Source organism: Annamia dubia NIES-4383, from assembly GCF_055394725.1.
In genome coordinates, this window is record NZ_AP025630.1 from 2,241,445 (window position 1) to 2,255,050 (window position 13,606).

Genomic DNA, 13,606 nt, shown 5'->3' on the forward strand with positions numbered 1-13,606 from the left:
CAATAATTCAGAAAAATAATATGTTAGATAAGCAAAATGAATAATTTAACATTAGTTGAAATTCTTGAAAAAATAGTTTCTTATACGGGTATTAACCCACAATTAAAAAGCAGTTTACAAAAGGGGATTTCTTCCGAAGAAATTGCCTCAAAACTTAATAATTTTCCTTTTATTTTACCTCAAGAAGCACAGTTACTTTATCAATGGCATAATGGAATGAAAATGGAAAGTGATTGTGAATTATTTTATTATCATTCTTTTTTATCCCTTGATCAAGCTTTAGCTATCAGAAATGAATGGTTAAAATTAAATCAAGATTGGTCAATTTATCCAATAAATATTCTGCCATTATTTAGCTTTGAAGGAGAATATTATGGTATAGAATGTAGTGAAAAAGAACAACGTAGTGGGCTAATTTGGTTTATTTATCATGCTAATTTTCCTGTTTATAATAGCTTAAAAATGATGTTATTTTCTATTTTAAAGTGTTATCAAAAAGGGGCATATTTTCCTATTTTTAAACATAATTATTTAGAAACAATTGTTAAGGAAAAAGAAGTGGCAGAAATTAAACTAAAATATAATCCTATTCGTCAACAAAACTTTGATTTACTTAACACTCAACAAAATTTTTACTATCATCCTTAAAGATAATTAAAAGTAAATCTTTTTGTTTAAAAATCGAATAATTGTGTCACAGTTTCCGACATAACGGGTAAGGTTTGCCCCGCTACGGTAAAGATTAAAGCTTCTCGATAAATTCTTTGGGCAGGATGGTTTAAACTATTACCTGCACCACTGGCAACTGTTATTCCTATTTGGCTACAACGTAGGGCTAATTTAATCGCTGAAACTCTTAATTTTAACTTCAAATTATAATCATTAGAATCAATTGCTTTTAACATTTCTTGATAACAAGATTGAACTTTTTGCTTTAATTTTGGTAATATTTCTAAGATGAATAATAACTGTTTTTCTTGTGCTATTTTCTCAATCAAATCTACTCCAGCCAAAGCACAACCTAATGCTAAAAAACCATGATTTAAAACATTATTTCGATCGCTCTGAAAAATGGCATTTTCCGGTTTAATAATCACCACTTTAGCACAAGGTAAAAACCAATTTTCAACGATAGCACTAACGGTATTTGTTGCCATCATTGACGCTAAAGGCAAAGGCTGACTTAAATTAATTTTGCCCTGTGGAGTTTGACTACTTTTGAAAGGGATAATACCATACAAAGCCTTACCATCTGGCAAAGTCGCCCCTACAATGATTTCCTCAAAAAAATTCCAACCAGTGAGCCAAGGAATGTTACCATTGAGAAGATAGCCGTCAGTGGTGGGAATAGCAGTGATACAGGGTTGATCTTTGCGTAAATGGGAAAAGGCGATACCTACTAACTTCTCACCCGTAGCCATTTTAGGTAAATATTCAGATTTTAAGGCGTTATTATTCCCCTGAAAAATCAGATTAGCGGCGCTTTGATGTTGAGTTTGTAAAAACGCTAAAATGCCCGAAGTTCTAGCCATTAACACTTGAAATTGTTGATATTCTAACTCAGAAAAACCCGCCCCACCCCAAGACTGAGGCACTTTTAAGGCTAATAGTTGATGTTTGCCTAAACCTTGTAAAGCCTGTTGTAAAGCCGTCTCATTTTGATCAATAATTTCAGGGATGATATTTTGACAATAATTTTGTGCTAAAGCGATAATAGCAGATTTTTCCATAATATTTTTTTTTGACATCAAGACATATTTTATTATATTTTGGTAAGATTAATCAAGATTATTTCTATTAGCAAAAAATTAATTTTAGATGATGACTAAAAAAATTGTTACGGCGATGATTGTGGGTTTATTTTCTTTATTAATACTGGTTATTGTAGCCAAACCAGTATTTAATATTTCTCTCTTTGCAGGACAAATTCCTACTAATTTAGGTGTACATTCTGGTTTATTACAATCTTGTCCACCTTCTCCTAATTGTGTAGTTAGTCAAGGGGCAGATCCCCTTCATAAAATTGAACCAATTAGTTATACAATGGAGATAGAAAAGGTAAAACAGTTATTATTAAAAGTATTAACAGTTGTACCTAGAACCACAATTGTTGAACAAAAAGATAACTATATTCGCACAGAATCTGGTAGTGCTTTATTAGGTTTTATTGATGATGTAGAGTTTTATTTTCCAGAGGAGCAAAAAGTAATTCATTTACGTTCAGCTTCCAGATTAGGGCAATCAGATTTAGGTGTTAATCGTCGTAGATTAGAACAAATCCGTTTAGCCATGCAAGATTTAATGAGGAATTAATTTACTGATTGACAGATTAAGTCAAGATTATGGTAAGATGATAACATTATAAAGAAATTATTAAAAATAATGACAATTCGATTACATTACCAAGGTAAAGTGATCCCAAAAGCTCGTCCAAGAGTAACCTATAATGGCACATTTCACCCTGAACATTATGTACTAAATCAGGATGAATTAGTCTTTGATTTAAAATGTCAGAAACTACAAATGAATTTATCAACTATCATTAATCCCATCGAAATTACGATTAATTTTATTGGGAAACATTCAAGAAAAGGTGATATTGATAATTTATCTGGTAGTATTTTAGATGCAATGGTTAAAGCCGAAATTATCAAAAATGATAATTTAATGATTGTGAAAAAGTTAACTACTGAATTAATTTATGACCAAAAACAAACACCCGTAACTGAAATTATTTTGTCTGCCTAAATTATCTTATTCAGCTATTAGTTTGAATAAGATACTTTTCACACAAAAGAGGGAATAGTAATTGATCTACAAGATTAAAACTATGATAAATCAAATCATTTCTTTCTTATTTTTAATCAATTTCCTATTCCCTAACTTCTACCAAAAATGAAATGTTAAGTTTTATTACAAATGAATATCTGAAAGTGTGTTCAGATGTTATGGTAAAGAAAAGCTCAAAAGAGTAGGAGACAAAGAAATGGCTACAACCACCGTAACTCAAATGAAATGTGCCTGTCCGTCTTGTGTTTGTATTGTTAATCTTAGTGATGCTATAGCAATCCTAAATAGGTCATAACAGATATAATATTAATTATAATCTAAATTCAAGGAAAAAAAAATGAACATTATTTCTGAGTTAAATGATTTTATCAATCAAACAAAAGAGGCTAAAGAAATAAAAAGGGCTTTAGCTGTCAAAATGATTTTAGAAGGAAAATCATACCATGAAGTAAAAGAATTATTACAAGTTTCTCATAGCTTTATTAGTATGTGGAAAAATCAAGCTCTTTTTTGTGGAGTAGAAAGCTTGAAATTACAGTTTAAAGGAACTAAAAGTGAATTAAAACCAGAAGAAAAAGACCAAGTTATTAATTGGTTAAGAGAGCAAGAATATTTAAGATTATCAGATTTAAAAATTTATTTAGAGCGAGAATATAATATTATTTATAAATCCAATCAAAGTTATTATAGTTTGCTCAAAGAAGCGAAAATAAGTTGGAAAAAAACTCAAAAAAAGAATCCGGCTAAAAATGACGAATTAGTCGAAGCTAAAAAAAAAGAAATCAGTGAAAAATTAGAGATTTGGAAAAAAGAAATAGAGAGTGGAGAGCTTGTAGTGTTTATGATTGATGAATGTCATTTACTTTGGGGAGACATTTTAGGTTATGTTTGGGGAAGAACAGATCAAAGAATAGAAATTCCCATTAAAAATGAAAAAAGCCGACAAACTTATTATGGGGCATTAGACTATCAAACTAAAGAATTTATTGTCAAAGAATATGAAAGTGGAAATACAGAAAATACGATCAAATTTATCAAGTATTTACTATCAAAAAGAAAAGGAAAAAGATTAGCAATATTTTGGGATGGAGCAACCTATCATGACTCAAAAGAATTTAGGGAGTATTTAACTATAATAAATCAAGATTTATTGGAAGAAGAATGGTTAATTACTTGTCATAAATTTGCCCCTAATGCTCCAGAACAAAATCCGGTAGAAGATATTTGGCTACAAGTGAAAAATTTTATTAGACAATTCTATCATTTATGTAAATCATTTAAAATAGTAAAGTGGCTATTTAAGTTTTTTGCGCATGGTCAAATATTTGATTTCCCCAAACTTTATCAATATGGAATTTTGCCACAACCTATTTAGGATTGCTATATTCTCAAAGATGGAAAATATTACTGTTCAGATGCTTGTGCCAATGGGCATCTCCAAGGTGCGGGATGTTCTCACCATGGTTGCGAATGTCACGCTTAATTAGAGGTATAATCTGATTTTTAGTCGATCTCGTCTAAATGTTCGGAAACTGATTGATACAGGTTGAACACATGATGATCTTTTAGATGATAATAAACTCGACGACCTCTTTTTTGATAACCAACTAAACGTATCGCTTTAAGAGTCCGCAGTTGATGGGAAACGGCGGATTCTGTCATTTTTAGAGTCTGTGCCAAGTCGCACACACATAGTTCCTGATGGGCTAAAACTGATACAATTCTTAACCGATTGGGATCACCAAGTAAGCTAAAAAATTCTGCCATCCGTTGGGCTTTTTCTAGATCCAAAAGATCGGGGTAAGTAGAAGAAAGAGTTATTTTCTGGGGATCGATCGGGTGGGCTTCACATTTTGGTAATGGTTTGATGTTGTGGGTGGGGGTTTTTGGCATAAAATTAATTAAATATCTGAACTTATTTTCATATATCTTATTTTACTTGATTTTTTCTCAAAAAATCTGGTAATTTAGTAAACATTTCGGTTTTGGCTGATAGAATTAGATAAACAATTAAACCAAAAATAGTCAACAAAAATAACATTAAATCTTGATTCATTTTTATACCTCTATGAATAGTGAACAATTAACTAAATTAGCTTTTAATTATATCAAAGAATATTGGCGAGAATGCGATTGGATGTGGAAATTAAGTTATGTAAATTGGGGTAACTTAGGACAAAAAAAGGCAGGTTGTTATTACCATAAAAACCAATCAATTGCTCTTAATAATTTGATTTTAAAACCCACAATGTTAGAGGAAATAGAAGAAACATTATTACATGAATTAATCCATTTATGGCAATATAATCATCCTGATGATAGCATAGTAATTCAACCTCCTCATGGTAAATCTTTTCGGACTCAAATGTATCGAATTAATGGAATTTTAGGCAGAGATGCTATTAAAATTTACCATGATTATCAAATGCCTGAAACTGAAAAAATCCTCAGAAAAGCAAGGGCTTTATTAGCAAGAACCCAAAGTAATAATGAACATGAAGCGATGATTGCCGCCGCTAAATTTACCCAATATTTACAACAATATGATTTACAATTAACTGATGAATCGTTATTATTAGCACAGGAATTACCCCAATTAGAAGAACAAGTTATCGCTATTTCAAAAGTAGCAGATAGTTGGCGTAAAATTTTGTTATCGGGGTTAGCTTATGTTAATGCTTGTCAATTATTTTGGCAAAGAAAAGTCGGTTATATTCAATGGAAAATGATTGGGAGAGAACATCGTTTAGCACAGGTAGTTTTATTATATGATTATTTAGAAGAAGCTTTAGAAAAGTTAGTAAAATTGAAGCAAAAAGAGTTAAAAAGGGAAGGAATTAAACAAAATCGAGCTTATTGGAATGCTTTTAGAGTGGGCATTGCTTATAATTTTAATGAACGATTAAGAGCAGATTTTGAAAGTAGATTAAATCAAGGTATTTCTGCTAGTAATGAAGTTAATTATATTAGTGCTTTAACGGTACAAAATTGGTTTAATTCTGAAAATTTGGCGGTGACTAATTTTCTCAATCAACAAAATTATAAGTTCAGAACAACTAAAAGTATTATAATTAGTAATCAGTCGGGTTATGAGGAGGGAAATAGTGCGGGTAATCAAATTAATATGAATCATCAAATTAGCAATTCTCAATCTAGTAAAATTAAATTATTAGGATAATCAATTATTAATAATTTTCTCTACTTAAAAAGAGTGATAAGTTAAACCATTATCAATTATCAATTGATGATGTATTTTTTGACATTCTTCTATTAATGGTAAATTAAAAGGTTCATCACTAACTTTAAGAATTTGATAAGGAAATTCGCTTTGAGTATATAAGTCTTTTCCTGATAAATATAAAGCTAAAATATATTGAATTTTTTGGTTAGGATATTGAATTTTTAATAAATGATAATTAGCGATCGAGTCAAGAATTGTGGGATTAAAATTCAGCATTATTTAATAGTTAATAATTCAGTATAAAAAAGAAAATTAATTATTAATTATCAATTAATAACTAACAGTTTAAATTTATTTAGATTGAAAAGGATTTTGTACCATTTTACCCTTAATTGTACTACTAATTGTGTCTAATTCTTCCATTTCTGCTGAAGTTAAACGCCAATTTAAAGCCCCTAAATTTTCTTGAGCTTGGGCTAAATTTTTAGCACCCGGAATAGGCATTGTTCCCTTCACTAAACACCAATTTAAAGCCACCTGAGCCATTGTTTTGCCACGTTGTTGGGCTATTTCTTCTAATAGTTTCAAAAGGGGTTCTATTTGCGGTAAAATTCGTTTAAAGGTGCTTCCTCTGACCCCTTTGGGTAAAACTCCCCCCACTCGATATTTTCCTGTCAATAAGCCCAAGGCAAGGGGGCTATAGGCAATTAATTTAATCCCAAGGCGATCGCAGGTTTCCTTCACTCCCAACTCATTAACCGGAGTAGTGGATAATAACGAGTATTGTACCTGAAGACTCACAATCGGTACACCCCATTCCCTAAACCACTGATCCACCTCTAATAACCCTTTTGTGCCAAAATTAGATAAACCTACCCCTTTAACTAACCCCTGTTGATAAAGCATGGCTAAACCCCTTAATAAGGGCTTTTCCTGCCAAGGGAAATAATTACGAGTTGACCAGTGCAATTGTACTAAATCTATCGGACGACCCAAGCGATCGCTTGACTGTTGGGCGGCGCTGATCATAACTTGAGGCGTTAAACGCCAAGGGTAAGGGGCGAGTTTGGTGGCTAAAATTAAACGATCTTTGTTTTTGCCCCCATAATTTTTGCTAAACTGCCCTAAGAGAATTTCACTACGTCCTTTTAATACACCCGTACCATAGGAGTCCCCCGTATCAAAAAAAGTCACCCCCTGATCCACCAAAAAATTAAAAACTTTTTGTAATTCTTGATCCATTTGGGGGTTATAATCCCATAAAAAGCGATTACCCCAAGCCCATGTGCCACAACCAAGCACAGGAAAAGTTAAAGAAAATGGTGAAAAATTTGTCATTGAATTTATTTTAAAATAATATGTTAACTGCTGACTATTTTATTACAAAATTAAATCTTTCACCCCATATTGAAGGGGGTTATTTTAAAGAAATTTATCGAAATTATGAAGAATGTCCTAATGATTTTCTCCAAAAAAGAGGACTTGCTTCCACAATTTATTATCTCTTAAAATCGGGAGAAGTGTCTAAATTTCATTGTTTAACTTCCGATGAAATTTGGTTTTATCATTATGGTTCATCTCTGTTAATTCATACCATTGACTTAGAGGGTAATTTCAACACTTTAAAATTAGTAATTGAAGTAGAAAATGGACAATTACCACAGGTTTTAATTAAAGCAGGGGTAATTTTTGGGGCTGAAGTGGTGGAGAATAATTCTTTTTCTTTAGTGAGTTGTTTAGTGACACCCGGATTTTTATTTGAGGATTTTTCCATGTTTAAAGCACAAGAATTAAGCCAAAGATTTCCTCAACATCAAGAGATAATTAAAAGATTAAATAGTTAAAATTAAATTCATCAGACTAAAATTTCTATTTTAGTTTATAATAGTAAAATAATCCTTAATTAACAATAGAAATTATGCCAAAAATTACTGCCGGAAATACAATAATCACCTGTGAAAAAGGGGATAATCTTCGTCAAATTTGTCTCAAAAATAAGATTCCTCTCCATAATGGTAAATCAAAATGGATTAATTGTCGAGGAATCGGCACTTGTGGCACTTGTGCCGTGATGATTGAAGGGGAAGTTTCCCAAATTAATTGGAAAGAAAAAACAAGACTATCTTTACCGCCCCATTCTCCTGAGCAAAAACTGCGTTTAGCCTGTCAAACTCAAGTTTTAGATGATGTAATTATTAAAAAATATGACGGTTTTTGGGGGCAAGGTGATACGAATATTTGGTAATTTAATTATTATAAAATTTTAATTTAATTCTCATCACAAATGCTGATCAAATCATCCTTAATTCAAGTAATTTTTAAGCTCATTAATTTCTTACTATGTGTATGTTTAGTCTTCAATTTTAATAGTCAAATTGCCATCGCAGAAACCATCAAAGAGCGAGTCAATCATTATCCAAATTGGCAGAATAAACCCACAGTAAACATAGCTAAAGGAGATTTAATTTTCCCCCAATGGTTTGCGGGAAAATGGAATGTGGAAAGTACCTTAATTGAGATGGTAGCACCTTTAGCACCTGAATTTATTAGTCCGGGTTTTGAGGGAAATCGTCAATATTTAAACCAAAAAATTAATTTTCAAGTTCAATATATTCCCACTCTTCTTACCAGTGAAAAACAGTATTTGTTACCATCTTTAATTACTAATAAAAATGCCATTATTGCCGATCGAGCTTTTAACGGTTTACAAATAGCAGAAACTTATTTAGGCAAAGAAAATATTTTAACAGTGAAAGTTGATTCTAACAATCCTAATCAACAAATTACCACCTTTAAAGATGGAACACAATTAATTTCTAATATTACAGGAAGATTAACAGAAACTATTGCTGATCAAGAATTTTTAACCATTGAAATTACCCAACAAATATTTAGAGGAAAAGCGGAAATTTATCTTAATGAAGTGGAAACTACCACCGATTATTATTATTTACCTTCAGGCAATATTCAGGCAAAACAAATTACTTCTATTTATTTATCACCCCAAGATCCCAATTATTTTAAATATCAAAATAAGCCCGTTGCTTTATACAATTATCACTTAAATTTATCGCCTCTGAACAGTTAAAATGAGAAAGTTTTAATAAAATATAAATAGGTGGGTATAATAGACATCTCCAATAACTGATAAAGCTTATATGGTAACAGTTTCATCTTTAATCAGCACTCAGCAATCAATCGCCGTAAAGTTAATTTCACGTCAAAATTTCCTCTAAATCTAATTTCGTCCCAAAAGTATGACTGATTAAAACATCAATTACTTCACTTGATGACGATGATTTCACTATTTCTAAAACTAAACTCTCAATTCTTAATCTCACTAACCCACAAACTGTTAAAAATACTGACTGATATTTATCTTTTCTTAATCTAAATCTTTCTCTTGCTACTCGCCATATTTTTATGATTCTAATTAAATGTTCTATAAATATTCTGACCGATGAAATCTTTTTATTTTCTTCTTTTTCTTCCTGAGTTAATACTCCTTTTTTCGGTTTTTTCTTCGGGGTAATAATTTGTGGCTCTCCCACATAAGCTTTATCCCCTTTAAACCTTTGATCTATCCCAAACTTCTTGAGATTTTGACGACAAATGTTAATATCACTTGAAGGCCCTGGTTTTCCCGCCACTACATCCACAATATCTCGGCCTTTTGGAAGACTAATTAATTGATTTTTAAAAGTATGTTCACATTTTTTTCCACTATAATATTTTTTCTGTTCTTGATAGTCTAAAGGTCTTTCTCTTGGCTGTTCTTCACTATCTACTAATAATTCATTTTCCTTCAATTTTTCCAACATTTCTTCTATTTTTTCTGGGGACTTTTTTACTTGTTCTAGTAAAGAGCATGGCAAAGCTTCTCTCATAATTTTTGCCAATAATCAAACAAATTATTCGCCGTTGATTCACTTACTTGAAAGATGATACCTAATAGTTGAAAACTCAGGTGATGTCTTAAATAAATTAAAGTCAAAATAATCTGGTTTTCTTTTGAAAGCTTACTCTCTCTACCACCACCGGAATTGATAATTCTAGTTTTTTGTTTTTCGGATTCTTCTTTTGCTTGTTTCTCCAAGATCAAAAGATGTGCGATTAGCAGTTCTAATTGTTCATAATTAATTCCTAATAATCTTTTAGTTGCTTGTTTGTGATCTTGAATATATTGCCAAGTATAATTACTCATTTTGGCTATTTCTCCTTAAAATTTTTGTTGATGATAGCTTAATTTTTTTATTTATATTATATTATAGAGATGTCTAATTAATTATAAAATTTAATCAAAATAACCTGATAGAGATTGCGTCGTTTCTCTCTCTGACTATATCTTGAACTAATTATGTCTAATTATAACTATCAAGTGGGGGGAAGTTTACCCATAAATGCCCCCACTTATGTTAAAAGAAAAGCCGATGAAGATTTATATTATGCCCTTAAAAATGGCGAGTTTTGTTATGTCTTAAATAGTCGTCAAATGGGTAAATCTTCTTTAAGAGTACAAACAATGAAACGCTTACAAAATGAAGGAATAAAATGTGCTTCTATTGATATTACAAGCATCGGTACAAGTAATATTAATCCAGAAGAATGGTATTTTGGTTTAATAGATACAATTATTAATAGTTTTGATTTATATGATGATTTTGATGTGGATCAATGGTGGGAAGAAAATGACAAATTATCTACGGTTCAAAGATTCGGTAAATTTTTAGAAATATTATTAGATTTAATCACAGAAAATATTGTAATTTTTATTGATGAAATTGATAGTATCATTAGTTTAAATTTTAAAGTTGATGATTTTTTTGCTTTAATTCGTGCTTGTTATAATCAACGGGTAGATCAATCTAAATTTTATCGTTTATTGGACTTTGGACAAAAAATTAGATTTAATGAAGCTCACATCAGACCGAAAAAATTAAAATAAGATATTTATATTAAGAGAAATTGAATATTGTCTAATAGCATAATGTCAAATAATAAACTTTCTTTCTCAACAAGTTTGTTCTATAGATTAGAATAAATAGATAGTTTATTATTCAAAATAATATGAAAATCAAAAATAAAAATTACCAAGAAGTTGAACAATTTATTCAAGGTCGTCAACGATTATATCAAAGTCTTGGTTTAAGAAAAGATGCCTTGATGAATTTACTCGATGCTCTTAGTAGTAATCAAGATGCTAAAACAGTCGTGGAATTAAGTTTAAATCCTCTATTTAAACATAAATACCAAAGTATTTATCGAGCAATTGCTGATTTTAATAAAGCGGGAAAAAAGAAATCACAAATCACAAATAAAGCCGAAATATCTAAGATTATTTTAGAGAGTATTCCTCAAAATAATCAGCGAAAGTTTCATCTATTTGGCATTGATGTAACCCCTAATTCACGCCAGTTTTCTCCTACTGTATCTGATAAAACGTTTATTCATCAACCTAACAGTATTAAAGGCAATAAACCCATCAATATTGGTCATGCTTATTCTTGGCTTTTTACTTACCTGAAAAAATATCTAATTGTGATGCTTCTTGGACAATTCCTTTATCAGTTCAACGAGTAAAAAGCGATGAAAAAGATGTTTCTGTTGCTCATAAACAGATTAATAAAGTTTTGACAGATTCATTATTATTTAAGATAATTCTATCAGTTATTGTCGTAGATTGTCTTTATAGTCAAAAAGATTTTATTGGCAAACAAGTTCTTAATCAAGATCGACTTGTTGTCACCAGAGTTAAAAGTAATCGTGTTTTTTTTCGTCCTTTTGTCAAAGATTCTTCTGAGTTAAAAAGTGGACATCCACGTTGGTATGGTGATAAATTTGATTTAAAAGATTCAACTTCTTGGCATCCCCCTGATGATTTAATTCAAACTAATTTTACTACGAAACGTGGTAAATTATTAAATGTCAAAATTAAGGGTTGGAATAATATGTTAATGAAGGGAACAAAGGAACATAAATTGCATGATTATCCCTTTACATTATTGGAAATTACTGTTACTGATCAAGAAGGTAATTCTATTTGGAAACCAATGTGGTTAATTGCCATTGGTAAACGCCGTAACGAATTAACTTTGCTTGAAATTTATCAATCTTATCGTCAACGTTTTGACTTGGAACACTTTTTCGATTTGGCAAACAAAGATTATTAATGAACGACTATTTAACCTCTCATACAAGTTATGAAGAAAACTGGATGAACCTAATTTTAATTGCTTATATTCAATTGTGGAATGCAAGGAATTTAGCTGTTTGCTTACCCCGCCCTTGGGAGAAATATTTGCCTAATTTTCGTGAGAGTAAGATTACCCCAGTGCTGTTCAGAGAGACTTTTATAGAATTATTAGCACCATTGAGATCAATTCTAATTTTCCCAAACCCCGTGGTTATTCTTCTGGACGGAAAAAGGTGAAATACAAGTGAAAAGACCACGTTATCAGGTTATAAAAAGAATCAAAAATGTCAACAAAATAGCTAAATTGCTGTTAGAAACGACTGTTAATTAATCTTTTTTCCCCTAAAATTATTTTAGGTTAGTTTTACTTTGTCTATTTTTTTATCTTCTATTTTAACCTCTACCAATTTCTTTTTGTCCAAAGTCCAATAAAGATTATAACCGTAATCAATACTTTTTAAATGGTAATTGGGTGGTGATTAGATTTGCGGAGGAACAAGTGGTAAAATATCCGAAAAGATGTTGTTTAGAAATTGCTCAAGTGATTGCTAAATTAACAGGAAATTATGAATTTTTAGAAGTATTAAAAGAAGTTGAACCATTACCGAAAGTGAAACAATGGACTTTTGCTGAGGCTCAACAAATGGCAAAAAGACGTTTTCGACAGCGTTTTTTAGCTGAAGAAGGTGTTTATTTTGCCACTGAGAAGAAAAAGAAAAGAAAGAGATAATATCTTTAAGATTATTTGAGTATTTCTACTTATTTTTTCGTTGTTTGTGTATTTTTTTATACTATGAATTGAAATGGGGAATCTGGGTTTTAAATAACAAAACAGCGTGATGGCGATCGCTGATTTTTAACTTTTGTAAAATAGTATGAATATGTACACGCACCGTAGCCGTAGAAATATAGAGTAAATGAGCAATTTCCTGATCGGTTTTTTCCTCAATCATTAACTGAAAAATCTCTTTTTCTCGCTTGGTTAAAGTATTAATCAGATTATCTTTAAGAGGTATAGAGTGATTAAAAACAGAATAAATCTCTTGAGTGGCACGGTGATCCCACCATGAAGCACCAGCAACCACCGAGCGAATGGCTAAAATTAACTTTTCGGCAGGAATCCCCTTTAAACAATAACCTTGAATGCCCGTTTCAATTAAACGATTAATTAAAGAGGATTCAGAGTGTGAAGTTAAAGCTAAAATCGGTAAGTGAGGATGTTGCTGTTTAATGCGTTGACAAGCCTCTAAACCGCTCATTCTAGGCAAACCCACATCTAATAAGACTAAATCTAAAGCATAACGATTAGTTAATTCTACCGCCGTTTCACCATCTTCAGCTTCAGCCACCAGTTTAAAATCATTTTCCTGTTGTAATCTTACTGATAAACCAAGACGAAATAACTCATCATCTTCCACCAACAAAATTTTTAAATCAGCCAT

General features: G+C 31.0%; 19 protein-coding genes and 1 pseudogene. 13 read left to right on the forward strand and 7 right to left on the reverse strand.

Going from position 1 to position 13,606, the window contains the following annotated elements; all coding sequences use genetic code 11:
* The first annotated feature begins 36 nt into the window (after positions 1–36).
* The gene (locus Anndu_RS10170; protein ID WP_464101096.1) at positions 37–648 is read left to right on the forward strand and encodes an SMI1/KNR4 family protein; all 612 of its coding nucleotides are present in this window, start codon (positions 37–39) and stop codon (positions 646–648) included.
* Positions 649–674: 26 nt separating this feature from the next.
* On the opposite strand, the gene Anndu_RS10175 is transcribed toward Anndu_RS10170, so the two are convergent.
* A complete protein-coding gene (locus tag Anndu_RS10175) occupies positions 675–1,730 on the reverse strand; it encodes an acyl-CoA dehydrogenase family protein (RefSeq protein ID WP_464101097.1) in 1,056 nt (351 codons plus the stop codon).
* A gap of 88 nt (positions 1,731–1,818) precedes the next feature.
* Here Anndu_RS10175 and Anndu_RS10180 point away from each other — a divergent pair, with 88 nt between their 5' ends.
* From Anndu_RS10180 to Anndu_RS10200, 5 genes are all read left to right on the forward strand, one after another.
* On the forward strand, positions 1,819–2,313 hold the full coding sequence (locus Anndu_RS10180; RefSeq protein ID WP_464101098.1) for a DUF1499 domain-containing protein: 495 nt from the start codon (positions 1,819–1,821) through the stop codon (positions 2,311–2,313).
* 69 nt (positions 2,314–2,382) lie between these two features.
* Positions 2,383–2,748: a RusA family crossover junction endodeoxyribonuclease gene (locus Anndu_RS10185; RefSeq protein ID WP_464101099.1), complete on the forward strand. Its 366-nt coding sequence runs from the start codon at positions 2,383–2,385 to the stop codon at positions 2,746–2,748.
* 262 nt (positions 2,749–3,010) lie between these two features.
* A complete protein-coding gene (locus tag Anndu_RS10190; protein ID WP_464104069.1) occupies positions 3,011–3,085 on the forward strand; it encodes a hypothetical protein in 75 nt (24 codons plus the stop codon).
* Positions 3,086–3,136: 51 nt separating this feature from the next.
* Complete coding sequence (locus Anndu_RS10195; RefSeq protein WP_464104070.1) at positions 3,137–4,165, forward strand: IS630 family transposase; 1,029 nt, start codon at positions 3,137–3,139, stop codon at positions 4,163–4,165.
* A gap of 9 nt (positions 4,166–4,174) precedes the next feature.
* Positions 4,175–4,273: a hypothetical protein gene (locus tag Anndu_RS10200; RefSeq protein ID WP_464104071.1), complete on the forward strand. Its 99-nt coding sequence runs from the start codon at positions 4,175–4,177 to the stop codon at positions 4,271–4,273.
* 20 nt (positions 4,274–4,293) lie between these two features.
* Here Anndu_RS10200 and Anndu_RS10205 read toward each other — a convergent pair whose 3' ends face one another.
* Entirely contained in the window at positions 4,294–4,683 is a 390-nt protein-coding gene (locus tag Anndu_RS10205) for an ArsR/SmtB family transcription factor (protein WP_464101100.1), read from the reverse strand.
* 175 nt (positions 4,684–4,858) lie between these two features.
* Here Anndu_RS10205 and Anndu_RS10210 point away from each other — a divergent pair, with 175 nt between their 5' ends.
* A complete protein-coding gene (locus Anndu_RS10210; RefSeq protein ID WP_464101101.1) occupies positions 4,859–5,968 on the forward strand; it encodes a SprT-like domain-containing protein in 1,110 nt (369 codons plus the stop codon).
* A gap of 24 nt (positions 5,969–5,992) precedes the next feature.
* Here Anndu_RS10210 and Anndu_RS10215 read toward each other — a convergent pair whose 3' ends face one another.
* Together Anndu_RS10215 and Anndu_RS10220 are read right to left on the reverse strand one after the other, a co-directional pair.
* The gene (locus Anndu_RS10215; protein ID WP_464101102.1) at positions 5,993–6,247 is read right to left on the reverse strand and encodes a hypothetical protein; all 255 of its coding nucleotides are present in this window, start codon (positions 6,245–6,247) and stop codon (positions 5,993–5,995) included.
* Between the two features lie 75 nt (positions 6,248–6,322).
* The gene (locus Anndu_RS10220) at positions 6,323–7,309 is read right to left on the reverse strand and encodes an aldo/keto reductase (RefSeq protein WP_464101103.1); all 987 of its coding nucleotides are present in this window, start codon (positions 7,307–7,309) and stop codon (positions 6,323–6,325) included.
* A gap of 20 nt (positions 7,310–7,329) precedes the next feature.
* Here Anndu_RS10220 and Anndu_RS10225 point away from each other — a divergent pair, with 20 nt between their 5' ends.
* From Anndu_RS10225 to Anndu_RS10235, 3 genes are all read left to right on the forward strand, one after another.
* Positions 7,330–7,815, forward strand: a complete 486-nt coding sequence (locus Anndu_RS10225; protein WP_464101104.1) for a cupin domain-containing protein — start codon at positions 7,330–7,332, stop codon at positions 7,813–7,815.
* 74 nt (positions 7,816–7,889) lie between these two features.
* Positions 7,890–8,216 carry a 2Fe-2S iron-sulfur cluster-binding protein gene (locus tag Anndu_RS10230; protein WP_464101105.1) on the forward strand — a complete coding sequence of 109 codons (327 nt, stop codon included), beginning with the start codon at positions 7,890–7,892 and terminating at the stop codon, positions 8,214–8,216.
* Positions 8,217–8,255: 39 nt separating this feature from the next.
* Positions 8,256–9,059: a DUF6816 family protein gene (locus Anndu_RS10235; protein ID WP_464101106.1), complete on the forward strand. Its 804-nt coding sequence runs from the start codon at positions 8,256–8,258 to the stop codon at positions 9,057–9,059.
* A gap of 127 nt (positions 9,060–9,186) precedes the next feature.
* Here the strand turns inward: Anndu_RS10235 and Anndu_RS10240 are convergent, their stop codons facing one another.
* Positions 9,187–9,858 carry a transposase family protein gene (locus Anndu_RS10240; RefSeq protein ID WP_464101107.1) on the reverse strand — a complete coding sequence of 224 codons (672 nt, stop codon included), beginning with the start codon at positions 9,856–9,858 and terminating at the stop codon, positions 9,187–9,189.
* On the reverse strand, positions 9,855–10,175 hold the full coding sequence (locus Anndu_RS10245) for a helix-turn-helix domain-containing protein (RefSeq protein ID WP_464101108.1): 321 nt from the start codon (positions 10,173–10,175) through the stop codon (positions 9,855–9,857). Before Anndu_RS10245 ends, Anndu_RS10240 begins: the two co-directional genes overlap by 4 nt.
* Before the next feature lie 153 nt (positions 10,176–10,328).
* Between Anndu_RS10245 and Anndu_RS10250 the strand changes: the two genes are divergently transcribed.
* From Anndu_RS10250 to Anndu_RS10260, 3 genes and pseudogenes are all read left to right on the forward strand, one after another.
* Positions 10,329–10,916 carry an AAA-like domain-containing protein gene (locus Anndu_RS10250; protein WP_464101109.1) on the forward strand — a complete coding sequence of 196 codons (588 nt, stop codon included), beginning with the start codon at positions 10,329–10,331 and terminating at the stop codon, positions 10,914–10,916.
* 122 nt (positions 10,917–11,038) lie between these two features.
* Positions 11,039–12,495: pseudogene (locus Anndu_RS10255) on the forward strand (NF041680 family putative transposase).
* A gap of 141 nt (positions 12,496–12,636) precedes the next feature.
* Complete coding sequence (locus Anndu_RS10260; protein WP_464101110.1) at positions 12,637–12,894, forward strand: hypothetical protein; 258 nt, start codon at positions 12,637–12,639, stop codon at positions 12,892–12,894.
* Positions 12,895–12,955: 61 nt separating this feature from the next.
* On the opposite strand, the gene Anndu_RS10265 is transcribed toward Anndu_RS10260, so the two are convergent.
* Positions 12,956–13,606: a response regulator gene (locus Anndu_RS10265; protein ID WP_464101111.1), complete on the reverse strand. Its 651-nt coding sequence runs from the start codon at positions 13,604–13,606 to the stop codon at positions 12,956–12,958.

Coding starts and splice junctions, on each gene's coding strand:
- Anndu_RS10170 (WP_464101096.1), top strand. CDS start 37: ATGAATAATTTAACATTAGTTGAAATTCTTGAAAAAATAGTTTCTTAT.
- Anndu_RS10175 (WP_464101097.1), bottom strand. CDS start 1,730: ATGGAAAAATCTGCTATTATCGCTTTAGCACAAAATTATTGTCAAAAT.
- Anndu_RS10180 (WP_464101098.1), top strand. CDS start 1,819: ATGATGACTAAAAAAATTGTTACGGCGATGATTGTGGGTTTATTTTCT.
- Anndu_RS10185 (WP_464101099.1), top strand. CDS start 2,383: ATGACAATTCGATTACATTACCAAGGTAAAGTGATCCCAAAAGCTCGT.
- Anndu_RS10205 (WP_464101100.1), bottom strand. CDS start 4,683: ATGCCAAAAACCCCCACCCACAACATCAAACCATTACCAAAATGTGAA.
- Anndu_RS10210 (WP_464101101.1), top strand. CDS start 4,859: ATGAATAGTGAACAATTAACTAAATTAGCTTTTAATTATATCAAAGAA.
- Anndu_RS10215 (WP_464101102.1), bottom strand. CDS start 6,247: ATGCTGAATTTTAATCCCACAATTCTTGACTCGATCGCTAATTATCAT.
- Anndu_RS10220 (WP_464101103.1), bottom strand. CDS start 7,309: ATGACAAATTTTTCACCATTTTCTTTAACTTTTCCTGTGCTTGGTTGT.
- Anndu_RS10225 (WP_464101104.1), top strand. CDS start 7,330: ATGTTAACTGCTGACTATTTTATTACAAAATTAAATCTTTCACCCCAT.
- Anndu_RS10230 (WP_464101105.1), top strand. CDS start 7,890: ATGCCAAAAATTACTGCCGGAAATACAATAATCACCTGTGAAAAAGGG.
- Anndu_RS10235 (WP_464101106.1), top strand. CDS start 8,256: ATGCTGATCAAATCATCCTTAATTCAAGTAATTTTTAAGCTCATTAAT.
- Anndu_RS10240 (WP_464101107.1), bottom strand. CDS start 9,858: ATGAGAGAAGCTTTGCCATGCTCTTTACTAGAACAAGTAAAAAAGTCC.
- Anndu_RS10245 (WP_464101108.1), bottom strand. CDS start 10,175: ATGAGTAATTATACTTGGCAATATATTCAAGATCACAAACAAGCAACT.
- Anndu_RS10250 (WP_464101109.1), top strand. CDS start 10,329: ATGTCTAATTATAACTATCAAGTGGGGGGAAGTTTACCCATAAATGCC.
- Anndu_RS10265 (WP_464101111.1), bottom strand. CDS start 13,606: ATGGCTGATTTAAAAATTTTGTTGGTGGAAGATGATGAGTTATTTCGT.